The following is a 24,884-nucleotide window of genomic DNA, read 5'->3' on the forward strand; positions in this document are numbered from 1 at the left end:
ATTATGCAGATGTTATAGTGGTTTTATAAATAAGTGCTTTTAAGCTACGATCACTATCTACTTCAACAAATCCTGAAGTAGGTGCTAAACGCTCAACAAAAGTGATAGCACCTTGCGTATGTTCTTCGATTAATGCTTTAAACGCATGTTCTGACAATTCAGGGCTGTTTGCGCATAATAATAACTGAGTATCGCAGGTTAATAGTTCTGGTAAGCGACGTAATACTTTTTGATAATCCTTGGTCAGTATAAAACTGCCTTTTTGAAAGCTCGGTGGATCAACAATGATTAAATCAAAAGGTGCTGCTTTTTTAAGTTTACCGAATGATTTTAAAATATCATGAGGTAAAAAACTTACACCGCGATCAAACCCATTTAATTGATGGTTCTGTTTCCCTGTGCGTAATACGCCTTTATTCATATCCATGTTGATTACGCAGTCAGCACCACCTTGCATGGCACTGACTGAAAACCCGCATGTATAAGAGAATAAGTTAAGGACCTTGGCGCCTTTACTGTTATTACTCACAAACTCCCGGCCATTTCGCATATCAGGGAAGATACCGGTGTTTTGGCGACTCATTAAATCAACATTAAACTTGGCAGCGCCTTCTTTAACTATGTGAGATTCAGGTAACTCACCGTATAACAATGTATTTTGAGTTTTTAGCCCTGCACGTTGCTGGTAAACCAGTGCCGTAATATGTTCAGGTGCATTTGTTTTTACCCAGTTCCAAACCTGCTCGGTCAGCTGTTCAAGAGTTTCAGGATCTACTTCATCATAAGATACTAAAAATAAGCTCGGTGGATAAAAGTCTAAATTTAAATGGCTTAAATGTTCAACACTGTGACCACGACCATGGAAAATACGGCACAGCTCATTAGCTGCAATCGGTGCACTATCAAGTGCAGTGATTAGAGGAGAAAAATTATGCATTTTTAATCAACTGTTGTTGTAATTCATGTATTTCATCGCGCACTGAGGCGGCTTTTTCAAATTCAAGATCGCTTGCATAGGCATGCATTTTAGTTTCAAGTTCTTTCATTTGAACTGCAATCTCTTTAGCACTGAGCACTTTACTAGTTTCTTTACGAATAAGTTTTAAATTATCCTGCGGGCCTGCCTGCTCACCCACATCCATGATGTCGGTAATTTTCTTCAATAGCGCTTTTGGCTCAATACCGTGCTTAATATTATATGCATGCTGTATATCACGACGACGTTGAGTTTCATCTATCGCTTTTGTCATAGATTTTGTCATACGGTCAGCATATAAAATCGCACGCCCGTTTAGATGACGAGCTGCCCGCCCTATGGTTTGAATAAGCGAACGTGCCGAACGTAAAAAGCCTTCTTTATCGGCATCAAGTATCGCCACTAAAGACACTTCTGGCATATCTAAGCCTTCTCGTAAAAGATTAATCCCCACTAACACATCAAATACGCCCGCACGGAAATCTCTTATTATTTCAACGCGTTCAACTGTATCAATATCTGAATGCAAGTACCTAACTTTAACATTATGCTCGTTCAAATAATCCGTTAAATCTTCGGCCATTCGTTTTGTGAGTGTGGTCACGAGTACACGTTCGTCAATATCAACGCGTTTATAAATTTCAGACAGTAAATCATCAACCTGGGTGCCAACAGGACGCACTTCTATTACAGGATCAAGTAAGCCTGTAGGACGAATAACTTGCTCTGCAATATCTTCACCACAACGTTCAAGTTCAAAGTCCCCAGGTGTTGCAGAGACATAAATAGTTTGCGGTGCGATGGCTTCAAACTCTTCAAATCGTAACGGCCTATTGTCCATTGCAGATGGCATTCTGAAACCATATTCAACAAGATTCTCTTTGCGGCTGCGATCGCCTTTATACATAGCGCCTATTTGCGATACTGTAACGTGTGACTCATCAATAATCATCAACGCGTCGTCAGGCAAATAATCTAATAATGTTGGTGGTGGATCACCCGGTGTGCGACCTGATAAATAACGGCTGTAGTTTTCGATGCCCGAACAATAACCAAGCTCGGTCATCATTTCAATATCATACTGAGTTCGTTGAGCTACACGTTGCTCTTCAACAAGCTTATTAGCGCTTAATAACTGAGCACGACGTTCTTTCAGTTCAGCCTTAATATGCTCTATGGCATCGAGGATCTTCTCCCGTGGTGTCACATAGTGCGTTTTAGGATAGATGGTGGCGCGTACTATGTGTTTTTCAACCGCCCCTGTTAGGGGATCAAATATACTCAGACGTTCAATTTCATCATCGAACATTTCTACACGCACGGCATAAGTCTCTGACTCAGCAGGAAAGATATCAATAACTTCGCCACGTACTCGATACGTACCTCGGCTAAAGTCAATATCGTTTCGCGTGTATTGCAATTCAGCAAGGCGGCGAAGCATATCACGTTGATCGACTGTTTCCCCGACTTTTAATAACAACATCATTTTCATGTATGAATCAGGGTCGCCCAAACCATATATAGCTGATACTGACGCCACTATTATCGTGTCACGACGCTCTAACAAAGCTTTAGTTGCACTTAAGCGCATTTGTTCAATATGTTCGTTAATAGAGGCATCTTTTTCGATAAATGTGTCGCTGGCTACAACATAGGCCTCTGGCTGATAATAATCATAATAAGACACAAAATACTCAACGGCGTTATGAGGGAAAAACTCTTTCATCTCCCCATAAAGCTGAGCTGCAAGAGTTTTATTATGCGCCATAATGATTGTCGGGCGGTTTAAATCATTAATAATATTTGCCATGGTAAATGTTTTACCTGTTCCCGTGGCACCTAATAAGGTTTGATGTGCTAACCCTGACTCTAAGCCTTCGCATAACTGGGCTATTGCGGTAGGTTGATCGCCACTTGGGGTAAACTGCGAAACCAGTTGGAAATGATCACTCATACTTGGCACTCCTTGACGGGTGAATTATTAATAGCATTGAGTTCTTTTATGAACCATTTATAGGCAACTAAGCCAGTGAACACATTACCTATTGCCGCACCTATCAATAAACCGGGTAAATCTGCAATTAAACTTCCGATATAAGCAAACGGCACATAAAACACAAATAACCTAATAACGCTAAGAACTAGCGCATTGATAGGCTTGTGCAACGCATTGAAAGATGAGTTAGATAAAATTATTACGCCTTGAAAACCATAACTAAGCGGTAACGTGTAAATGAACAAGGTAATTACATCGATAACCATTTGCTCTTTACCAAACAATTGACTGATCACACCAGAAAATACAATGAGTAATAAGTAAATTATAAATTGCCAGATCATTACAAATTTAAGCGTTGAACAATAAGCCTCTTTCACTCGACTTAATTTACCAGCACCAAAATTTTGGCTTATAAATGGTGGTAATGTCATCGACAGTGCTAGCACAACAAGGCTTGCTATGGATTCAATTCGGCTACCCACACCAAACGCTGCAACCGCCTCAGGTCCATAACTTGCAACGAGTGCTGTCATCACAGCCATAGCAATGGGTGTCAGCATATTAGCGCCGGCTGCGGGAAACCCGATTTTTAAAATTTTCTTAACCGATACCAAAGCTGTTTGGTTTTTTGCATGTAAACTCAACAGGCCCTTTTTTACGGCTAAGATATATAAAATGATCACCACAGCTACAGACCAAGCGATAACACTGGCAATTGCAGCACCTTTAATGCCCATCGCTGGGACTGGGCCAAAGCCAAAAATTAAGATGGGATCAAGTACCGCATTGATTAGCCCGGCTCCTCCCATTACGATGCTTGGGGTTTTTGTATCGCCACTTGCACGCAATACTGAGTTTCCGATCATTGGCGTAATTAAAAACACGCTTCCCACAAACCAAATACTCATGTAATCATCAATTAATGGCAGCGTATTTTGCCCTGCCCCTAGTAACTTAAATATTGGCTCAATAAATAAATAGCCAAATAAAGATAAAATAAGCACCATTACAACACCAACCACCAATGCCATACTGGCGTCGAATCGTGCTTCTTCAATATTATTACTGCCTAACGCTTTTGCTATTACTGCTGATGTGCCTATACCCAAACCTATTGCTAAACTGATCACAGTAAAAGTAACCGGAAAAGTAAAACTAACCGCAGCTAAAGGCTCGGTACCTAACAAACTAATAAAAAACGTATCAACAATATTGAACATCATCAACGTGATCATGCCGAAGATCATTGGGATCGTCATGCGTTTTAGCGTTGGAACTATTGGGGAATTTAATAAATCAGGGGATGTGTTTGTTTGCAAGTTTGCGCGCATGTGAATAAATAAGCCTCTTTTATTAAGCTGTCATTTTAAAGCATCAACGCGCTGCAAGCCACGCATTTATCAAATGAATCCATTTACATGTGAATAGATAAAGTATTTATTGTACATAGTGGTCAAAAACCTGATAGAAAAGTACACGTTTTAAGCTGTTTCATTGCAATAGCTCAAAAACACCCGTTAAAAACAATAAAAATACACTTATGTAACGTTTATAACAAAACCCTCTCTGCTGGCGCTGATTTTTTACACAAAACTTGCTTATATCTTATCGTCACGAATAATTTTCCTCATCATAGGCCGCTAATTCAAGCATTTTTTTTAAGGCATTGTTTTATATATAGATAAAAAAAATGTTTTTAATGCTTGATATCCTTAGAGCGCCCGAAAAATATAGCGTAGATGATGTTCTTAAACTTTAATAAACAGAGTTATCCACAGATTCCGTGGATAACTCATGCAAACCCGCACCAATCAAGGGGTTTAACTTATCTATAGAAACTAAATTCCACTTATGTTGGCAAATACTAACTTAATTCATTTTGGCATTTCAGATGAAAAAATCATCTAAACATGCAATGTATGAGCATATCTACAGTTGAAAGTAAGCCTTCAACTTAAGAAAGTCTTATTTATTAGTCTGAATTTAAAGTAAAAAATTTATGGAGATTCGCTCTGATAGTATTTTCTAAAATTTGCCCTGACAAAATTCTTAGCATTAAAATACTGCGCAATTTATTACAAAAGCCACTTTTCAGCGCTTAATAAAATATACCCTTTTAAAGTATTTACTCATCTAACGGCGTACAAAAACTGTTTTTTTGTATTTTAGAGAATAAAATTGATACCAAATTATGGTTTTTCATATTTTCAGTTGGTGTCGCATCGCTTAAACCTAGCTACATAATCACCCTCCTACTGATATTTTTCTTTTTTGAGATGTTATTAATTGCACGATTAGAGTTAGAAAACGCGCAGATCGAACATAAAAACATCGAATAAACTACTTTTTTGAATTTATGAAGTTTTTATGTTGACACTTTGCGGCTCCATCATTAATATTTCGCCCCGTTGAAAGGCATGACGCTTCCCCCTTAGCTCAGTTGGTTAGAGCGACGGACTGTTAATCCGCAGGTCCCCCGTTCGAGTCGGGGAGGGGGAGCCAAGTTTTTCAGCCATAAACGATTCCCCCTTAGCTCAGTTGGTTAGAGCGACGGACTGTTAATCCGCAGGTCCCCCGTTCGAGTCGGGGAGGGGGAGCCAAGTTTATGTAATATGATATGTAGTTCCCCCTTAGCTCAGTTGGTTAGAGCGACGGACTGTTAATCCGCAGGTCCCCCGTTCGAGTCGGGGAGGGGGAGCCAAGTCATATAATAAGTTATTGTAGTTCCCCCTTAGCTCAGTTGGTTAGAGCGACGGACTGTTAATCCGCAGGTCCCCCGTTCGAGTCGGGGAGGGGGAGCCAACTTAACGAATCAATTAGACTTTTCTAAGTATTTCCTCTACTCTAAGCCAATCAAATGTAATTATTTTAAACTACAGCAGTAATTTAAAAAGTACGCTGATAAATCAAGGATTTGATTCCTTCCCTTTTGAACGAATGAAAGACTAAATCATGGCTGGTTTTAAAAAACTTATATTTATACAACTCATTTCTTGGTTACTATTTGCCAGCATTGGCGGTTACTTAGTTGCATCTGCTTTTGACAATGCAGTAAGCGAAAAGCAAAAAGCAGCGCAAAATGTAATCAGCACTTATATAAATGCACAAACTATGGATGATTTGTCATCATCAAAAATCCAAAAAGCGTTAATAGACGGAGAAGTCTTTTCAACGTTTATATTGCGTGACTATGATGGGAAAGAAATAGTCAATATTCAGTCCCCTACTCCATTGCCAGCTTTTGCATCTATGGTGAATTCTACGTTCAACTCAGTAAGACCACAGTTTGCAGTTAACAATGCGTCTGACATAAAAGTCGAGTTTACTGTCAATGCAAGCAATTTAGCGCATTTACTTCAACACGCTTTTTTTATTGTGATTTTGATATCAGGTGTAATGGCAATTATCCCGGTCATCTTCATGAAAGCGATGCTAAAAAGGCTTAATAGAAATATAAGCATGACTGTGGCTGATGTCGTTGACGTATATATAAATCAAAATCAAGTAAACGATGGTCTGGATACCGCCATTGATAGCAGCAAAATTAAAAAGTTAGCCTCAGACCTGGTACCAAGCTTTAATCGATTATCTCACTTTTTACAAAGCAAACATGATGATATTCAAAATGCGGCGCATTCAATAAAACAAGAAGCGTACAAAGATACTGTAACTGATCTTGGCAACAGGAACATGTTCGTTGAATATTACGAAAAAAATATAGAAAGTAGTGATAAAAGCACATTTGGCTCTTTAGCAATGGTTCGCTGTAGTGAATTACAAATTATCAACCAGACTCGTGGCTACCAAAAGGGTGATGAGTACGTAAAGGCGGTTGCTGATATTATTAAACATATTAGCGGCACTTACACAGCCAGTAAGGTATTTCGCCTTAATAGCTCTGACTTCGCCGTAGTATTACCTAATATACCGTTAAAAGAATCTGAACGATTCGGTGATAATCTGCAGTCGCGATTTACACAGTATCAACAAAATCAAGAACTCAGTTCAGTAGCGAATACCGGTATTGTTGGTTATGAAAAAGGTAAGCCGCTGGGTGAGCTGCTCTCAGTCGTTGATAACGCAATGAGCATGGCACAGTCAAAACAAGCCAATGCGTGGCACGTTCAACGTGAAACTGACTTAATTAATAATGTAAGCGCAGGATTTGGTAATCAGAACTGGCGCAAAGTTATTAACGAAGTAATAGAAGAAAAACGCTTACACTTAGTCATGCAAAACATTATGCCGATAGGAAAAAGTGCAAAAGCCTATGCAGAAATACAAGTGCGCTTTAAAACGCAAGAAGGCCAAGTGCTTCCGACCGCTTCATTTTTAGCCATGGCCGAAAAGCTTGATATGGCAATAGAAATTGATCGTTTAATTATAGACACCTCTTTAGACAAAATTAAAAGTCGAAACTTTTCAGAGAAGTATTTTGGTATCAATGTTACAGCATCAAGCGCGCACAATGACCAATTTGTAATTTGGCTTGAGCGACGATTATTAAAAGAAAGCAACATCGCTTCTAAGCTGGTTTTTGAAGTCAGTGAATTTGGTTTACAACAAAATATTAAAGCCAGTAAACGCTTCATTGATATGGTACACCGCGTAGGTGCTAGAATCACCGTAGAACGCTTTGGTGTAGGCTTAACCTCATTTAAGTTCTTCCGTGATTTAAAACCGGATTTTATTAAAATGGACGCAAGTTATACTCGCGGTCTTGAAGAAGATAAAAATAACCAATACTTCATGCGCTTGATGGTCGATTTAGCTCACAGAATTGGCGTTAGCGTGTTTGCTGAAGGCATTGAAAGCCAAGAAGAAAAACACATCGTCGAAACACTTTGTTTAGATGGTGTGCAAGGCTATTACATCGAAAAGCCCAAAGATATTTAAACACCTTACTATCAATTAAAAGGCGCACACAGCGCCTTTTAATTTTCAGCACCTAAGACTCTTCCGAAATTAATCATTTATTTTAATCATTACGTATCACTCTGAGTATTACAAAAGCAGCTTTTTTCCCTGTGATGTGTTGTTAAACCAGTGAGAAAAAAGGATAATGTCCGCGATTATTATAGCTTGAGGCGAATATGACAGAATATGTCTTGCTGTTGATTGGCACCGTGCTGGTTAACAACTTTGTTTTAGTACAGTTTTTAGGTTTATGCCCTTTTATGGGAGTATCTAGTAAATTAGATACTGCTATTGGCATGTCGCTGGCTACAACCTTTGTACTTACACTCGCCTCTGTAACAAGTTATTTAGTCAATCAATATATTTTGATCCCTCTAGACATAACTTTTTTGCGCACTATGAGCTTTATCTTAGTCATTGCTGTTGTGGTGCAATTTACCGAAATGGTTGTCAAAAAAACAAGCCCTACTTTATATAGATTATTAGGTATATTTTTACCATTAATAACCACCAATTGCGCAGTGCTTGGCGTTGCCCTATTAAATATAAAAGAAGATCACTCATTTCTTCAATCAGCAGTGTATGGATTTGGTGCTGCCGTGGGCTTTTCTTTAGTTCTTGTTTTATTCGCAGCCCTTAGGGAGCGCCTAGCCGCCGCAGATGTCCCCGCTCCTTTCAAAGGTGCATCAATAGCGATGATCACCGCAGGCCTTATGTCGATGGCCTTTATGGGTTTTACTGGATTAGTGAAGTTTTAACATGACCTTGTTTTATGCATTACTAGCACTTGGCTCGCTAGCACTTATTTTTGGTTTAATTTTAGGATTTGCCGCTGTGCGTTTTCGCGTACAAGGTAGCCCTATCGTTGAACAAATCGATACTATTTTACCGCAAACTCAGTGTGGTCAATGTGGCTACCCAGGCTGTCGCCCCTACGCTGAAGCTATCGCTAATGGTGACGAAATAAATAAATGCCCTCCTGGAGGTGAAGCCACCGTTAAGAAGTTAGCTGATTTAATGGGCGTTGAAGCCAAACCACTTGCAGGCGGAGAGCAAGCTGATCCTGTCAAAACCGTCGCTTATATCCGAGAAGATGAATGTATTGGCTGTACCAAGTGCATTCAAGCCTGCCCTGTTGACGCCATAGTAGGCGCAACAAGACAAATGCACACCGTACTGATAGATGAATGTACTGGCTGTGACTTATGTGTTGAACCTTGTCCAGTTGATTGTATTGATATGCTGCCTGTTGAGACCACAAAACAAACGTGGAAATGGCAGTTAGATGCAATCCCTGTTACGCAAATAGATTGAGGTCGCACATGGAAAAGTTAATTCAACAGATCAAACAAGGTAAAGTGTGGCCATTTCCCGGGGGGATTCATCCACCTGGTCAAAAAGGGCTATCTAATGCAAGCCCAATCACTCGATTACCACTGCCAGATAAACTTGTTGTTCCACTTAAACAACATATTGGCGCTAATGGCCAACTTATTGTTGAAAAAGGCCAAACCGTACTAAAAGGGCAAGCACTTACCAAGCCTGTAGCAAACTGGTCGGTACCGGTTCATGCGCCTACATCCGGTGTTATCACCGATATCTGCCAAATGCCATCTGCACACCCTTCTGCGCTGCCGGAATTAAGCATTATTATTGCCCCTGATGGACAAGATAAATGGTGTGAACTTACTCCTCACATCGCTTTTGCTGACCTAGCGCATGACGAATTAATTGATATTATTCACAACAGTGGTATTTCGGGCATGGGTGGCGCAGGCTTTCCAACCTACATAAAGGCGGATAGTCGAAAGCCCATTGAGTTTTTGATTGTTAACGCCGTTGAATGCGAACCCTACATCACAGCCGACGATGTTCTGATGCGTGAACATGCCGACAAAATAGTAACCGGCATTAAAATAATGCAACAACTGCTATCACCTACTTTAACCATTATCGGTATAGAAGATAATAAACCTGAAGCAATTGAGGCAATGCAACAAGCCGCCAAGCATGATGACACTATTATTGTGCAAACGGTGCCGACTGTGTATCCCTCAGGCGGTGAAAAACAGTTAATCCAATTATTGACCGATAAAGAAGTGCCCAGTGCTGGGATCCCTGCTGATATTGGCGTGCTTGTTCATAATGTGGGTACCTTATACGCAATCGAGCAAGCTGTTTTAGAAGGTAAACCTTTAATCGAACGTGTGGTAACTGTAACAGGCAATACTATCCACAATGCTGGTAATGTTTGGGCATTACTTGGCACAGAGATTAAACATTTGCTCGACTGCCAAGGCTTTTCACCAGTACCACAACAGCGCGTTGTAATGGGCGGCCCCATGATGGGCTTTACCTTACCCACTGTGCGCATTGGGGTTATTAAGACAACCAACTGTATTTTAGCACCCGATCATGACGAACTTGCAGAGCCGGGCCCTGAGCAAGCGTGTATTCGCTGTAGTGCGTGTGCTGATGCATGCCCAGCTTCGTTACTACCTCAACAGTTACAATGGTTTGCCAAATCTAAAGAATATGACAAATTAAAAGAATACAATCTATTCGATTGTATTGAATGTGGCGCATGTGCCTATGTGTGCCCAAGTGAAATACCTTTGGTTCAATATTATCGTGTCGCGAAAGTTGAAATAAAAGAACAGCAAGCCGAAAAAATTAAAGCCGAAAGAGCTAAAGAGCGCTTTGAGCTAAGAAAAGAGCGTTTAGAACGCGAACAAGAAGCAAGGCAAAATCGTCATAAACGCAAGCCTGCAGCCAAATCTGCCGACGAAAAACAAAAAGTAGCCGATGCGCTGGCGCGAGTTAAAAGCTCAGATGAAAAATCTGATAATAAATCAGCAGTAGCTGCAGCTATAGCTCGTGCTAAAGCGAAAAAGAACTCAGGTGAACTTGAACCAGATAACAGTGAAGTAGCAAAAGAGCGTGCTGCGCGAAAAGAACAAGCGCGTGCTTACAAAGCACAAAAAGAAGCCGGTTCGAGCACAGATGAAACCGCTGACGATAAAAAGTCAGCCGTCGCGGCTGCTATTGCGCGTGCTAAAGCCAAAAAAGCCGCTAAAGCTGACGAAGAACCGGTAACAGAGCAACCCCCTGTTGATGATAAAAAAGCGGCCGTTGCGGCTGCCATTGCGCGGGCTAAAGCCAAAAAAGCCGCTAAAGCTGACGAAGAATCGCCAACAGAGCAATCCCCTGCTGATGATAAAAAAGCGGCCGTTGCGGCTGCCATTGCGCGTGCTAAAGCCAAAAAAGCCGCTAAAGCTGACGAAGAATCGCCAACAGAGCAACCCCCTGTTGATGATAAAAAAGCGGCCGTTGCCGCAGCCATTGCGCGGGCTAAAGCTAAAAAAGCCGCTAAGGCAGATAAAGTTGAAGAACTAAATGAGGTATCTGTGGTTTCTGAACCTGAGCAACCGCAAGAGAGTGCTTTGCACAGCGATGAAGATAAAAAGAAGGCAGCTGTTGCCGCAGCTATTGCCCGTGCAAAAGCTAAAAAAGCAGCTAAGGCAGATGTAACCCAAAGCTCAGATGAGGTGACTGTCAGTTCTGAACTTGAACAAGCCAAAGAAAGTGCGCCGCTCAGTGCTGAAGATAAAAAGAAAGCCGCTGTAGCAAAAGCTATTGCACGAGCAAAAGCTAAAAAGAACCAACAAGAAGGAAGTGATAAGTCATGAAATTAACCATGGCCAGCTCGCCCCACAACCATAGCCATAAGTCTTTAAACAAGCTTATGCTCACGGTGATTGCAGCCTGTATTCCCGGCTTTATCGCACAGGTTATATTTTTTGGCACTGGGGTAGTCATTCAACTTGTACTTGCGCTTATTACAGTGAGTGTGGCAGAAGCTACAATCATGAAAATGCGAAAGCGTCCTACTTTCCAGACTTTAAAAGATGGCAGTGCTTGGTTAACGGGTGTCCTACTTGCATTGAGTATTCCACCACTTGCGCCTTGGTGGATTATTGTAATTGGCTGCCTATTTTCGATTGTGATAGTAAAGCAACTATACGGAGGCTTAGGGTTTAATTTGTTCAATCCCGCAATGGCCGCCTATGTATTATTACTTATTTCCTTTCCTGTTCAAATGACAGCTTGGTTACCGGTCAGCGACTTACTCGGTAATTCAATTGATTTTAGTCAGCAACTGGGGGTGATATTCACTGATTTCACTGCAACTGGTTTTAGTGTTGATCAATTGCGTGTAGGGATCGATGGGATGACAATGGCTACCCCGCTTGATACCGTAAAAACAGATATTGCCCATGGTCTAACCGCGTCAGAAAGTATGGAATCCCCCTTGTTCAACGAGTGGGTTGGTAAAGGCTGGGGTTGGGTTAATTTAGGTTTTTTAATCGGTGGTCTTTACCTTATTAAAAGTAAAGTCATTAACTGGCATATTCCTGTGAGCTTAATTGTAACACTTGCTGTATGCAGTGGTATTGGTTACATTGCATCGCCAGGGACAGAAGCAGGAATTATTTTTCATTTATTTAGTGGCGCGACTATGTTTGCTGCATTTTTTATCGCGACTGATCCCGTATCTGCTGCAACCACCAATAAAGGTCGATTAATATATGGCGCAATTATCGGTTTATTAATTTATTTAATTCGTACCTTTGGTGGCTTTCCGGATGCAGTGGCTTTTGCTGTAATATTATTAAATATGGCTGTTCCGTTAATAGACTACTACACACAACCTAGGACCTACGGGCATGGGGTGAAAAAATAATGATTTTACCCTCAATGACTAAAAACGGTGCCATTTTGACAGCCTTTGCGTTAGCAACAACGGGGGCTGTTGCTGTGGTCTATACCTTAACTGCTGATAACATCGCACTGCAAGAACGCAATCAATTATCAACCCAACTACAAGAGGTTCTCAAACCACAGTTTTATGATAATTCATTATATCAAGACTGTGTGCTTATTGATGACCCACAACTTGGTAAGTCCCCACGAATAGTTTACCGAGCCCGCATGAAAGGCAAACCTGTTGCGTTAATAATACGACACGTAACACCAAGAGGTTATAGTGGTGATATTGATTTGATTACCTCTGTATTCGCAGACGGCACTATTGGTGGCGTACGTGTAACCAAGCATGAAGAAACGCCAGGTCTTGGCGATAAAATTGAACTTAAAAAGTCGCCTTGGATCACGCTCTTTGAAGGAAAAACCGTATTAGGTGAAAATGATGATCGCTGGGCTGTAAAAAAAGATGGCGGTAATTTTGATCAGTTTACAGGTGCCACAATTACACCACGTGCAGTGGTAGGCTCTGTAAAAGACGCGGTGTTATTTTCGCAATCTCAATTTAATATGATATTTGATGCCCCCAATGCATGTAATACAGGTGACGCATGAGTCAGTATAAAGAGTTAATCAACGAAGGCATGTGGAAAAACAACCCTGCATTAGTGCAGTTACTCGGGTTGTGCCCACTGTTAGCTGTTACATCTACCATCACTAATGCGCTAGGCCTTGGACTTGCAACCATGATGGTACTCATTGGATCAAATGTCACTATTTCTGCAGTACGTAATTGGGTACCAAAAGATATCCGTATTCCTGTTTTTGTAATGATTATTGCCGCATTTGTAACGATTATTCAATTATTAATGAATGCATACACCTTTGGTCTGTATCAATCTCTGGGAATTTTTATTCCCCTAATTGTTACTAACTGCGCCATTATTGGCCGTGCTGAAGCATATGCATCTAAAAACCCCGTGCACTTATCTGCATTTGATGGGTTAATGATGGGGGCCGGTTTTATGGTTGTACTCGTGGTTTTAGGTGCAATGCGCGAACTCATAGGACAAGGTACATTATTCGATGGCGCTGATTTATTGCTAGGCCCTTGGGCTAGCGTTTTACGCATAGAAGTGTTTAGTTTTGATAATCAATTTTTACTCGCTATTTTACCACCCGGTGCATTTTTGGGTTTAGGTTTACTCATTGCAGCTAAAAACGTTATCGACGCACAAATAAAATCAAAACAAATAACATCGCCAGAAGCTGAAAAAGGCCCTCGGGCGCGTGTTACTAGCTTAACTTAAGGGGAAAGCGCATTAACTTAATAAAAGCTAATGCGTTTTAAGTTGCATGAATAAAGAAAAACGTTATCAAATACTTACTCGCTTACGCGATAATAATCCAAACCCAGAAACAGAGCTTGAGTATTCAAGCCCATTCGAGTTACTCGTTGCCGTTACACTGTCAGCACAAGCCACTGATGTTGGTGTGAATAAAGCGACACGCAAACTATTTCCAGTTGCTAATACACCACAAGCTATTTTAGATATAGGCCACGACGCACTGCGTGATTATATTAAAACCATTGGTTTATTTAATTCAAAAGCCGCTAACGTATATAAAATGTGCCAAATATTAGTGGATCAACATAACAGCGAAGTACCAGAGAACAGAGAAGCCTTAGAAGCCCTGCCTGGCGTGGGCCGTAAAACAGCTAATGTCGTACTGAACACCGCTTTTGGCTGGCCGACAATCGCCGTAGATACCCATATCGACCGCGTTTCAAACCGCACAAAATTTGCGATGGGTAAAAATGTAGTTGAGGTTGAGAAAAAGCTCGAAAAAGTAGTACCTAAAGAGTTTAAAGTTGATGTGCACCACTGGTTGATTCTACACGGCCGCTATGTGTGTACCGCCCGCAAACCTAAATGTGGCAGCTGCATTATCGAAGACTTGTGTGAGTTTAAAGATAAGACAGAATAACTTTTGTCTACTTTGATACAACTGCTGACATTAGCCTTGGCTTATCTAACGACAAGTTCTCCGACAAAGCAGACTGCATTATTCGCACAGAATAACGACGACAGTTCGCCTAAAGAAGGTATATTGTTTAAGATTTACTCTTTGTGCAAAAACAAATCTTCAATGCGTTGTCCAAAAGCATCCGCAAGAGCAAAAGCAAGAGTTAAAGAAGGATCATGTTTCCCTGTTTCTATAGCGTTCACGGCTTGACGTGACACTCCTAACTTTTCAGCAAGATCTGCTTGAGACCAGCCTTTTTCTGCACGAAGTACCCGTAACCTATTCTTCATGGGTATCGCTCGATAGTTTAATAAACTGCGCTACACCAAAGATGACTGCTATTGCTGGCAACATAAAGGATGGGCTAATAGTCGGCACCACAACCATTTCTGAGAGCAAGCCATAAGCCATTGCCGCACAACCAACAACACCTACAGCCCAAAGCAAACTTTCACCCATTACTCTCTGAATGTATTCATCTAATGACCTATAATGATTTACCACCAGCCGCAATAAAAATATCACAGGAATTACAGGAGACATTGCGAGGAATCCAGTGCTGTATATAGACAAATTATTGGTCTCATTCATTACTACTGATATCGCTAAAACCGCTAAAAACATCGCTATATGCAACATAAATTTGACTAGAAACTTCTTTTCCTTTTTATCTAATTCATTACTCATTTTAACCTCCGGTCTTTACCTTGCTATCGTTAATCAACTATCTAATCATGTCACCAGCTCATGACATAATGTAAGGTAAGCATTACATCAAAGTTGATAGGTGTCAAGTATCACTGACATAAAGACAGGTATTACTTACATAGCCCCTAATATTTAAAAATTAGAATCAAGGAAAGCGAAATTACTAAAATAGTTGTTTTTGTTTTAAAAACGCAAATTTTTACGGCTGCAATGAGCTTGAACCCGCGTCACAAATAAGTTGAATTTTGGTTTAATATTACCCTTAGTATGATTATGGCATCACAAAGGATCGATGTCCGCTTCAGGCTCTGAGCTGCCGTTATTAACTCAAAAACTAATGTCCGAAATTGGCTAAGTGAAGCATTTCTCACTTACATACGCACAATGCCTGCTATTAATAAATTCAGTGCTTCCAGTCATACTTATAGTCCCTTCATGAAAAGAGCACTATCATGGTCGACAGCAAATCAACTTCACGAAAATCTTGCTGGAATAAAGGCAAACTAGTTGGTTAAAATTTTCTCTAAAACTCAAAGATATATGGTCAATTAGAATAAGGTTAGAGCTGGCAAATAACCTGCAAGAATTAACGATGTTTAATTTGGTGTTAGACTGTAAATTACGTGCCTGTGACTTTTCGCGACTATTAGTCTACCTATTTGAGGCGAAGAGGAACCAGCAAGTCCGGCATTAAAGGTAATATTTTTAGGTTCAATTGCTCGTAAAGAACTGTCGTAGCCCGCACTACCACCAACCTACCCGTGTGCATCGATGTTTAACATCAAACTGGTAATTACGATACTGTAAAAGTTTAATATTTTTAATAGGTTAACCATACATTTTCCTTATTGTATTTAATTAGAAGAAGCTAAAATCGAGCGCATTGCTAATTAGCATCGGCTACTTTCGTCATCGCGCTTTATTTAGCTTCTTTCAATAAAATCATTTCTTTTGCGACAAGTGCTGCTGGAGGCAAGAACATTGTTGAGACTATTCGTTGGTCTACTACCACTGCATGTTTATCTTTTAGTGTTTTCTTATTCTGAGCGATAGCGCCATTTTTATTTAACTGACTTTCAATAAGAAAAGGCAAAAGTGTCCCTTGCTTTGCCCATGATTTAGATTTTTCGGTAGAGTTAGGAAAACCGGCCACTTTTTTTTCTTTCACCAAAAACTCACCGTTCGATAATTTTACGTTTACGATACCTGCTGAGCCATGACCGCCGACACCAACAATACCACCTGATTCATATACCCGGCTTATAATCGAATGTATTTCCTTATTCTCTGCAACGTCAAACATAACCCCGTAACCACCACCGATGAATACTCCCCAGTAGTCATTTGGATCAGTTTGAGCAGGCGATAATGAACTGTTCGTTTTTTCTAGAAAACCTTCATACTTGATGGTGTAACTACTAATACCTAATGGATCCATCATAAAATCCACTTTTCCACCTTGAGGTGATACAAAGTCGACATCAAATCCATGACTAACAAAAATATGATACGGCGGAGCGAATTCCCATAAATTATTTCTTGCGTCGTGTTTTTCAGGATCGCCCATATCAATCATATTAGAGACAACTATTAATATTTTTTTTCTAGGCTCTGCTGTCGCATTTGTCGTGAGTAACAGTAATGTTAGTATTATCGCCGTTAGTGTTTTCATCTTTTTTTCCTTTTAGTAAATTGCTTTCGGGTGTCATTCACGCTCATTGTTAACGAGGCGTGTTGGCGTTATTTCATTCTTACAGCTCGTTGTCCATATACAGTAAATTCAGTCTCTTTATCCCATGAGTTAAAAGAGACAAGTGTGGCAGTGTCCTGATGTATAAAGGATTTACCAACTCCTTTTATAGGAGTGAGTTTGTATTGATCACCATTGGGGAAATGCAGTGAAATCTGTTGATGTTCATCTTCATAACTAATGGATAACGCTAGTTGCTCGTTCCACAAGTAATTACCTACTAGAGACTTCAATATCTCTATCTTGGCTTCACGTTTGGTTTTGATGATTTGTTTAAAGCTGGACCAATCGTACAGTTTTGATGCGGTCATCATTAATTGGTTTCCTAACGCTGCACCATTGTCAGAATTAAGTAAATAAACTAAGCCATCTCCCGTTTTTAAGCTAATAGTCATGCCAGCTCGGTAACCCACATTACCGCCAAAATGGGTGAGAGTAATGTCATCTCCTTCATGGTTTAAAATAAACCCATAAACGTGGCCATCTTTTTCATTTTCAAGCATTTGCTCTATCTCTGATTGAGAAAACAAAGTACTCTTGCCTTGGTAGCCTTTGTATATTTCAAGCATAAAAGTAGCCATATCATTGGCGTTACTCCACATTCCAGCGGCGGCTAGTTCAGGATGAACTCTCCAACCACCTTCTATTTCTTTACCATCAGAGTCATGGCCTTTAGCAATTGAAATTGCCTGTATTTTTGAGTTTGGTTGATTTATAGAAGATATATCAGGAGAACGATAACTGGAGTTTTCCATCCCCAACGGCGACAAGATCCATTTATCCATAATGCTGGAAAAATCTTTTTTGAATATATCCTTTAATGCAACTTGAGCTAACGTATATGCTGTTCCTGAATAAGCAAGTTGCACTCCTGGTTTACTAACAACAGATAAAGGTGCTGAATTTGAATGCTTATTACCTTTTAATATTTCAATATCAGATGGTATAGGCGAACCTTGTTGATACCCTAAAAAACCTCCAGAATTAATCCCCGAAGAGTGATCTAGGGTATTTTTAATCGTAATAGGCGCACTCTTCGTTTGCTTGCCTTTTGGCAGTTTATAGCTCTTTAAATAGTTTTCGATATTTTCATTTAGATCGATATACCCATTTGATTGCATACGGATCGCAGCCATGACAGTGACAGGCTTTGATAATGAAGCCACTTGATAACGTGTATTACAATCTATTAGCGCTTTGTTTGATGGTGAATTATAAATAGCAGACCACTCGATAATACCACCGTTCATTACAGCTAATGAAAGGGAAGGAATATTAAGATCTTCTAACCGTTCTTCAATGCTAGATAAAGATTCCTCTTTGTTAGTGAATATCGTTTTCGACACGATACCGTTTTCAAATTGGGCTTTAATATCTGCACTTGAGTTAGTTGAAAAACAAACACTCGCAGCCCTTAATGTCGCTTCACTTTTTGTACTGCTCACAGAACATGACGTTAGAGAAATAGAAGCTGCAATGGCCAATAGATAAGACGCTTTATTCATAGTTACCTGCTTTTTAGTTCAATAAATTTAGATTGCGAAAAGAAGTTAAGGGAATGGTGAAAATAAGTCGTGATAATCTTGTGATTTGTTATGATTTTATGTGACTAAATGGAGGATGTATGTTAATTTTCAAATACTTACCTTTGTTAAAATATTTTATATGCGTTGGCAAATTAATAATTATATTTTTTGTGACGAAAAGCAGACTTTGCTATCTGAGGATGGTTCGAGCCAGTTAGAACCTATGATGGTAGAGCTTTTGGTTTACTTTTGTCAGCATCCGAATGAAATCATTAGTAAAGACCGACTAATTGAATATGTATGGCAAGGGCGCATTGTTTCCGATAATGCTGTGACTAGGATTATCACAAAGCTCAGGAAAGTATTTCTAGATGATGCAAGAAAGCCTAACTTTATCGCTACTTTTCCAAAAAAAGGTTACAAGTTTATCGCTAATGTTCAACCTTTAGCTGATTATAAAGAAAAACAACCTTTGATCGAAATACATGCTGATCGAAGCAGCGAAATAATTAGAAAAAGTAATCAAAAACTTTTGTTACTAGCAACTTTTCTGTTAATTGCTGCATTTTGTTCTTGGTTCCTACTTGTTCAAGATAAACCTAGTTCTGAACTAACAATAGATAAAGACATTAAAATTTCAGGTTCAATTGTTCTTACCACTGATGCCGGTAATGAAGTTCAACCTTCGATTTCTCCTGATGGCACTAGAATTAGCTATATGTCGATTACATCAGACAACCAAATTAACCTTGTCATCAAAAGTTTAAAAAGTCATGAGAAAGTATATGTGCAACATAGTAATGATGCAGATGTTGGTCCTGCGAGTTGGAGTCCAGACGGTAAAGAAATAGTTTACTTGGTAACTAGTGTCAATACTTGCCAATACTACACTAGAGCCGTCAATGGTCTGCAATTAGAAGAGCCAGAATTGATTTATACTTGTAATAAAGGAAGTTATGGGGGGATGTCGTACACCCACGATAAGAATACAGTTGTATTTTCAGAAAATAAAGGGGCTGGTACACCCTATGAATTATTTGAGTTAAATCTTAAAACCAAAATAAAAACACGATTAAATCAGCCGAGTGTTCATCTGGCAGGAAATAGTCAATTTGATCTCCACCCAACAAAAAACAAGCTTCTCATTTCATCGCCTGATGAAAAGCAGTGGGTAGGGTTTTACTCTCTTGACTTAGATAGTGAAAAACTTAATTTACTCTTCAAGCAAAATGCTTATATTTGCTGCGGAATATGGTCTCACCAAGGAGACAAAATTGTCCTTATGGATGGTTTCCCATCATATCAATTGGCTAGCTATGATTTATCAGGTAAGGAAAAAGAAATTATTTTTTCTGCCAGTGAACAAATCGTAAGACCCTACAGACATAGTAACGGCACGGACTATTTGTATGTTGCAGGTAGGCATAACAAAGATATTAAACTTGTAGATCTAATTAATGGGAACAGCAAAACTATTGCAAATGCTAGTGTTAGTGACAGGCTACCAGCATTTTCTCCAAACGGTAAAGCAGTAGCTTATATAAGTGAAGCTACAGGCAGTGAACAAATATGGCTTTATGATGTTGTGACAGAAAAGCGCTTAAAGCTAACTAACTTTGATAACCAAAATCACTACTTCGATTTGAAGTTTTCTCCAAATGGCCAAGCGCTAATAGCGCTGGGTATCAATAGTATATTTTATGTTAATTTATCTGATTTTAAAGTCACCAAATTACCTTTACCAGAGCAGGAACTGCGCGCTGTATCGTTCAAAACAGATCAACAAATTAGTTTTAGTATGAAGAAGCAAGGTAAATGGCAAGTTCACATTTATGACTTAATGAGTGAAATTTCATCAATTGAATCCCCTAATTGGAAATATGTCCAGCATGCAAGTAATTCTGGAAACACTATTTGGGTAGACCAAAACAATATTGTGAAATCAGGACCAAATGGAACGATAGATACAAATATTCCGACTGATGATATTTCCTTAATTACTCATCGTTCTTTAAATATTAAGAAGTATGGTGAACAATGGTTCTGGTTAGCATTAGGACAAAAAAACGCAATAAAAAGGTATTCAGAAAAAACGAAGAAAATTGATATTTTGGCAGACCAATTACCATCCAGATTTGATATTTCAAAAATGTCTCTTGTATATGCTTATACGAAGAATCGAAATTTCGATGTATTCTCTAGTAATTAAATAAAACGCGTTTTGCTACTTTTCGTTAAATATAACTTTCTCGTGTATTTGAAACTGATAGTCAGCTAACAGATTGGTTTAGCCTCATAAACTAGCAGAGGCCAGGTCTTAGATTAGGTTGCGGTTTATTTCATAAAGGCATTTTGTCGATTTTAGGCTCTGCTGAACTGATTTTAGTAACTCAAGAGTTAAGCTCAGCTTTTGGCTAAAAGCAGATCTAAAAATTGAGTCAGTCACAATGCCTACTTTAATTATCTTTTGGCTGGCCTACTATCGCTTTACACACCCACATCGGCCGCGTATCCAATCGCACTAAATTTGCGATGGGTAAAACGTAGTAGAGGTTGAACAGAAACGTCTAAAAGTTGTACCGAAAGAATTTAAAGTCGATGTGCATCACTGGCTTATTCTTCAAGGTCGATATACTTGCGTAGCCCGTAAACCCAAATGCGGCGCTTGTATTATTGAAAATTTGTGTGAATTTAAAGACCTGAGTGAATAACTAGGTTCACTTTAATTACACAAGCTGAAAGATGAGTATTCTGGAATTATGCTTAAAGCTTAATGCAACCGACTTATTGGACTATTAAATGCTAACGCATCTACAGACGTGCCAATTATCTATCCCTAGTTAATTAGACACTTTATTTCACGTGTATTGTATTTAACAAATATGCTGCTTAACTCTGCTCACTGATGCCTTTAGTTCTTTGGATATCCAATCTCTAAGGTTGGCTATCACAGGGTGATCTGCCTTTTCATGAGGACATACAAAATAATATGAATATTTCATCTTTACTGCACGTCCTACTTGTTTAAAAAGTTTCATTTCCAGCATATCTGTTTCAACTAAACTTGCCCTAGCGATGGCAACCCCTTGCCCCGCCGCCGCTGCCTGAAGTGCAATGTCAGTTCGGTTAAAGCTTTGCTTCTTATGATTGTCAGGAAAACCTAGTGCTTGGTTGCTGAGCCAACCTTTCCAAGAGCTTTCATCACTTCCTTTTTCAGCAATAACATCTATAAGCCAAGGAAAATCTAATAACAGGTTTGGTTGAGCAATAATATTTTCATCTTTAGCTATAGCACCACTTGCTACGGGAAAAACCCATTCATCACAAATAAAGGTCATATGCAGAGCAGGATCGTTAATATCGGTTAGGCGTATTGCGGCATCGATGCCTTCATAATTTAAGTCGATAATTTTATCATCAGTTAGCACCGATAATGGCTGATTAGGGTGTTCTTGGTTGTACTCATTGAGTTTAGGTAGCAACCACTTGGTCGCTAATGACGATATAGTGGTTAAACTTAAAGGAGCTTCAGACATGCTTTTCAAACTGGATAATGTACGTTCTAGTTCAACAAGATTCAGTCGAGACTGATTATATAAACGTTGGCCAACATCAGTCACCTTCATATATCTCGTTGTTCTATTAATAAGTGTTACACCTGTGATTTCTTCCAATTGTTTTATTCGGTGGCTTACCGCGCTTTGCGTCAACCCCAACCGTTCGGATGCCCTACTAAAACCACCCTCTTCAACTATTGCGCTAAATACTTGAAGACAAGTTAACGTTGCCGGATGTAATGCCATTGGAAACCAGTTATCTCTTTTACTAATAAATAAATTAAATATTATCATTTAAATAATAAGGACTAAACCATTATTTTAATAGGCCAATACAATACCACCGAAAAGTTAAAACTCGGCAATAGTAGGAAAAATTTGATAATGATAAAGTTAACTTCGAAACAACAAACAATTTTTGAAGTTGTTGTAGTCCTAGGCGTAATGTTACTCGTTAAAGACATCGCAGACAGGTTAAGTGTTATTGGTGCGGGTTCAATCGCAATGTGGTGTGGAATATTTGTCGCAACATACTTTATGAAGAAACAAGACATCACATGGAAAAGTCGCGGATTTAACTTACCTACTGATGGGAGAAGTTTGCTCAAGTCTATAGGCATTGCCATTCTAATAGTGGTGATAGTGCTCGCATTTATGGCAGCAGTAGTTCCAATTATTTCAAGTGCCCTTGATGTCACCATACCCAAAAGTTCTACCGATAGGTTTGAATTCTTATTAGGTAATCCTTTGTATTTAGCTATATATTTACTAGTTGTAATTTGGGTTGGTGCAGCGATAGGTGAAGAGCTATTAATGCGTGGTTTTTTATTGAACAGCCTAATGTCGTTATTTGGAGAAAGGAAAGCAGGCATTCTTTCAGCCGTTGTCTTGCACGCGACTATTTTTGGTATGCTTCATATATCTCAAGGTATACCAGGAATTATTAGCACGGGTGTTGTAGCTGTCATTTTCGCTTTGGTATATTTATATAACGGTCGAAAATTATTCCCACTGATCATTGCGCATGGGTTGATCAACTCCTTAGGCCTCATCGCTTATTATTTTAGTGATGGAAAAATAACCTAACCCTTTCTAACGTCAAATATAATTAATTGATAATATAGGCCGTACAGGAGCTTTTATGGAGTATTTAATCTCCGTGGTTATCTTTTCAATTTCTGCATCTGTTACACCCGGACCAAGTTTGCTATGGGTAAAAACGTAGTAGAGGTTGAACAGAAACTTTTAAAAGTCGTGCAGAAAGAATTTAAAGTAGAAGTGTACCACGGGTTGATTCTACACGGCCGCTATGTGTACCGCCCGCAAACCTAAATGTGGCAGCTGTATTATCGAAAACTTATGTGAGTTTAAGGATAAAACGGAGTAAAGCTTTTATCGGTCTAATGCGTCACCGATATATTAGACTAATTTAATTTAGTAATGGTTGGTTCAAGCGTTTTGTATAAGTGCCTCCACTCTAAAGACTTAACTCCCCTTTCTAGCTTTGAATCTTGTACACTCGCCACAAAATAATTTGGCAATAAAAGCGAATGTCTCCTATTATTTAAATAGTTGGATTATTGTTCTAAAGGCAAAAAAATGGGGGGTGACACAAAGTTGAGTCTAACAAGCAAATTAACTAGATCATTTTCGCATTTGCTAATACCCATAGCTGTTCTAGTTACTCCGACTGTAACCGCTCAAAAAGAAAAACTTTCTGTTTCATCACCCAATCACCCCAAAGCTTACTTTTATTGGCCTTTAATTAGTCAAGTTTATAACAGCCTTGGCTTTGATATAGAGATTGTGTCTATGCCATCGGGGCGCGGTTTGAAGGAATTAGAAAAAGGAATGTTTCAAGCTGATGTTGCACGGTTATCATACGCAATAGATACTAGAGAAAGTTTGATAAAATTAACTCCTCCATTAGGTAATGCTATTTTATATTTACTTTGCAATAAAAAAGTAACTTGTGATATCGACACGGCAATGAGTGAACAGAATCGCGTATTTGCAGCGAAAGGCACAAAGCATCTGACTGAAAGCTTAGATCTAAAGTTCAATTTCGCTACGATAGAAAATGCAGCCACATTGCTACAAATGTTAAAAATAGACAGAATTGATTATTTAATTTATTTAGAGCATGAAGATACACTCCCCCTATTTAAAGAAAAATTTAATTTAGTTCAACTTGGTAAGGTAACTATCCACCATACAATCCACAAAAGTATTGGCCATTTAGAAAGTGACATAAGTAATCAATTAACGAATTTACTTCCTAAATTTAAAGAAAAATACAAATACTCCCTCTCCAACATAATAGATTAATTAAACGCTACAGAGCACATTCCTTTATGAAGGGGCTCAATCAGTGAAGTCTAATTTTCTTATTTTATCTACTTCATTATCTTTTGGCTGGCCGACAATAGCTGTCGACACCCATATCGACCGCGTATCCAATCGCACTAAATTTGCGATGGGTAAAACGTAGTAGAGGCTGAACAGAAACATCTAAAAGTTGTACAGAAAGAATTGAAAGTCGATGTGCTTCACTGCCTCATTTTGTACGGTCGCTTCACTTGTGTTGCTCGTAAGCCTAAATGTGGCGCTTGTATTATTGTGGATTTGTGTGAGTTTAAGGATAAAACCAAGTAAGAAA

19 protein-coding genes, 4 tRNA genes and 3 pseudogenes are annotated in these 24,884 nt (G+C 39.2%); 18 read left to right on the forward strand and 8 right to left on the reverse strand.

The annotated features are described in order from the left end of the window. Position 1: 1 nt before the first annotated feature. Genes ACFI4Z_RS01480 through ACFI4Z_RS01490 form a run of 3 tightly spaced genes read right to left on the reverse strand, consistent with a single transcriptional unit; the run spans position 2 to position 4,306 of the window. Complete coding sequence (locus ACFI4Z_RS01480; protein WP_462669041.1) at positions 2–937, reverse strand: class I SAM-dependent methyltransferase; 936 nt, start codon at positions 935–937, stop codon at positions 2–4. Continuing rightward, positions 930–2,930 (reverse strand): excinuclease ABC subunit UvrB, encoded by a 2,001-nt coding sequence (gene uvrB / locus ACFI4Z_RS01485; RefSeq protein WP_462669042.1) that lies wholly within the window; start codon positions 2,928–2,930, stop codon positions 930–932. Before uvrB ends, ACFI4Z_RS01480 begins: the two co-directional genes overlap by 8 nt. Continuing rightward, on the reverse strand, positions 2,927–4,306 hold the full coding sequence (locus ACFI4Z_RS01490) for an MATE family efflux transporter (RefSeq protein WP_462669043.1): 1,380 nt from the start codon (positions 4,304–4,306) through the stop codon (positions 2,927–2,929). Before ACFI4Z_RS01490 ends, uvrB begins: the two co-directional genes overlap by 4 nt. A 1,094-nt stretch (positions 4,307–5,400) precedes the next feature. On the opposite strand from ACFI4Z_RS01490, the gene ACFI4Z_RS01495 reads away from it, so the two are divergent. The 12 genes from ACFI4Z_RS01495 to nth all read left to right on the forward strand — a co-directional run bounded on the left by ACFI4Z_RS01495 (position 5,401) and on the right by nth (position 14,645). Continuing rightward, a tRNA-Asn gene (locus ACFI4Z_RS01495) sits at positions 5,401–5,477 on the forward strand. A 21-nt stretch (positions 5,478–5,498) separates the two neighbouring features. Next, positions 5,499–5,575: transfer RNA gene (locus ACFI4Z_RS01500), tRNA-Asn, on the forward strand. 24 nt (positions 5,576–5,599) lie between these two features. After that, positions 5,600–5,676: transfer RNA gene (locus ACFI4Z_RS01505), tRNA-Asn, on the forward strand. Positions 5,677–5,700: 24 nt separating this feature from the next. Continuing rightward, a tRNA-Asn gene (locus ACFI4Z_RS01510) sits at positions 5,701–5,777 on the forward strand. Between the two features lie 150 nt (positions 5,778–5,927). After that, positions 5,928–7,871 carry an EAL domain-containing protein gene (locus ACFI4Z_RS01515; RefSeq protein ID WP_462669044.1) on the forward strand — a complete coding sequence of 648 codons (1,944 nt, stop codon included), beginning with the start codon at positions 5,928–5,930 and terminating at the stop codon, positions 7,869–7,871. 197 nt (positions 7,872–8,068) lie between these two features. Beyond that, on the forward strand, positions 8,069–8,650 hold the full coding sequence (rsxA, locus tag ACFI4Z_RS01520) for an electron transport complex subunit RsxA (protein WP_099295824.1): 582 nt from the start codon (positions 8,069–8,071) through the stop codon (positions 8,648–8,650). Position 8,651: 1 nt separating this feature from the next. Then, on the forward strand, positions 8,652–9,206 hold the full coding sequence (gene rsxB / locus ACFI4Z_RS01525) for an electron transport complex subunit RsxB (protein ID WP_087531694.1): 555 nt from the start codon (positions 8,652–8,654) through the stop codon (positions 9,204–9,206). 8 nt (positions 9,207–9,214) lie between these two features. Continuing rightward, on the forward strand, positions 9,215–11,581 hold the full coding sequence (rsxC, locus tag ACFI4Z_RS01530; protein ID WP_462669045.1) for an electron transport complex subunit RsxC: 2,367 nt from the start codon (positions 9,215–9,217) through the stop codon (positions 11,579–11,581). Further along, positions 11,578–12,636, forward strand: a complete 1,059-nt coding sequence (gene rsxD / locus ACFI4Z_RS01535; RefSeq protein WP_462669046.1) for an electron transport complex subunit RsxD — start codon at positions 11,578–11,580, stop codon at positions 12,634–12,636. The genes rsxC and rsxD overlap by 4 nt, the downstream gene beginning before the upstream one ends. Then, positions 12,636–13,271: an electron transport complex subunit RsxG gene (gene rsxG / locus ACFI4Z_RS01540; protein ID WP_462669047.1), complete on the forward strand. Its 636-nt coding sequence runs from the start codon at positions 12,636–12,638 to the stop codon at positions 13,269–13,271. Before rsxD ends, rsxG begins: the two co-directional genes overlap by 1 nt. Continuing rightward, positions 13,268–13,966 (forward strand): electron transport complex subunit E, encoded by a 699-nt coding sequence (locus ACFI4Z_RS01545; protein WP_099295829.1) that lies wholly within the window; start codon positions 13,268–13,270, stop codon positions 13,964–13,966. Before rsxG ends, ACFI4Z_RS01545 begins: the two co-directional genes overlap by 4 nt. A gap of 46 nt (positions 13,967–14,012) precedes the next feature. Beyond that, positions 14,013–14,645, forward strand: coding sequence for an endonuclease III (nth, locus tag ACFI4Z_RS01550; protein ID WP_099295830.1), 633 nt, complete (start codon positions 14,013–14,015; stop codon positions 14,643–14,645). Positions 14,646–14,779: 134 nt separating this feature from the next. On the opposite strand, the gene ACFI4Z_RS01555 is transcribed toward nth, so the two are convergent. From ACFI4Z_RS01555 to ACFI4Z_RS01570, 4 genes are all read right to left on the reverse strand, one after another. Then, on the reverse strand, positions 14,780–14,974 hold the full coding sequence (locus ACFI4Z_RS01555; RefSeq protein WP_099295831.1) for a helix-turn-helix transcriptional regulator: 195 nt from the start codon (positions 14,972–14,974) through the stop codon (positions 14,780–14,782). After that, on the reverse strand, positions 14,964–15,371 hold the full coding sequence (locus ACFI4Z_RS01560) for a hypothetical protein (RefSeq protein ID WP_462669048.1): 408 nt from the start codon (positions 15,369–15,371) through the stop codon (positions 14,964–14,966). Before ACFI4Z_RS01560 ends, ACFI4Z_RS01555 begins: the two co-directional genes overlap by 11 nt. Positions 15,372–16,311: 940 nt before the next feature. After that, positions 16,312–17,064 carry a type 1 glutamine amidotransferase domain-containing protein gene (locus tag ACFI4Z_RS01565; RefSeq protein ID WP_462669049.1) on the reverse strand — a complete coding sequence of 251 codons (753 nt, stop codon included), beginning with the start codon at positions 17,062–17,064 and terminating at the stop codon, positions 16,312–16,314. Between the two features lie 68 nt (positions 17,065–17,132). Next, a complete protein-coding gene (locus ACFI4Z_RS01570; RefSeq protein ID WP_394191473.1) occupies positions 17,133–18,647 on the reverse strand; it encodes a serine hydrolase domain-containing protein in 1,515 nt (504 codons plus the stop codon). A gap of 160 nt (positions 18,648–18,807) precedes the next feature. Between ACFI4Z_RS01570 and ACFI4Z_RS01575 the strand changes: the two genes are divergently transcribed. Together ACFI4Z_RS01575 and ACFI4Z_RS01580 are read left to right on the forward strand one after the other, a co-directional pair. Next, positions 18,808–20,877, forward strand: a complete 2,070-nt coding sequence (locus ACFI4Z_RS01575; RefSeq protein ID WP_180270418.1) for a winged helix-turn-helix domain-containing protein — start codon at positions 18,808–18,810, stop codon at positions 20,875–20,877. A gap of 254 nt (positions 20,878–21,131) precedes the next feature. Next, positions 21,132–21,379, forward strand: a pseudogene (locus ACFI4Z_RS01580) (endonuclease III); the annotation flags it as partial. 162 nt (positions 21,380–21,541) lie between these two features. On the opposite strand, the gene ACFI4Z_RS01585 reads toward ACFI4Z_RS01580, so the two are convergent. Next, a complete protein-coding gene (locus tag ACFI4Z_RS01585; protein WP_394191477.1) occupies positions 21,542–22,471 on the reverse strand; it encodes a LysR family transcriptional regulator in 930 nt (309 codons plus the stop codon). A 138-nt stretch (positions 22,472–22,609) separates the two neighbouring features. Here ACFI4Z_RS01585 and ACFI4Z_RS01590 point away from each other — a divergent pair, with 138 nt between their 5' ends. From ACFI4Z_RS01590 to ACFI4Z_RS01605, 4 genes and pseudogenes are all read left to right on the forward strand, one after another. Then, the gene (locus ACFI4Z_RS01590; RefSeq protein WP_462669050.1) at positions 22,610–23,311 is read left to right on the forward strand and encodes a CPBP family intramembrane glutamic endopeptidase; all 702 of its coding nucleotides are present in this window, start codon (positions 22,610–22,612) and stop codon (positions 23,309–23,311) included. A 108-nt stretch (positions 23,312–23,419) separates the two neighbouring features. After that, positions 23,420–23,612, forward strand: a pseudogene (locus ACFI4Z_RS01595) (endonuclease III); the annotation flags it as partial. A 212-nt stretch (positions 23,613–23,824) separates the two neighbouring features. Further along, the gene (locus ACFI4Z_RS01600; RefSeq protein ID WP_462669051.1) at positions 23,825–24,553 is read left to right on the forward strand and encodes a hypothetical protein; all 729 of its coding nucleotides are present in this window, start codon (positions 23,825–23,827) and stop codon (positions 24,551–24,553) included. 79 nt (positions 24,554–24,632) lie between these two features. Further along, a pseudogene (locus ACFI4Z_RS01605) lies at positions 24,633–24,880 on the forward strand (endonuclease III); the annotation flags it as partial. Positions 24,881–24,884 lie beyond the last annotated feature (4 nt).

Source organism: Pseudoalteromonas sp. RWi3 (genome assembly GCF_054960735.1).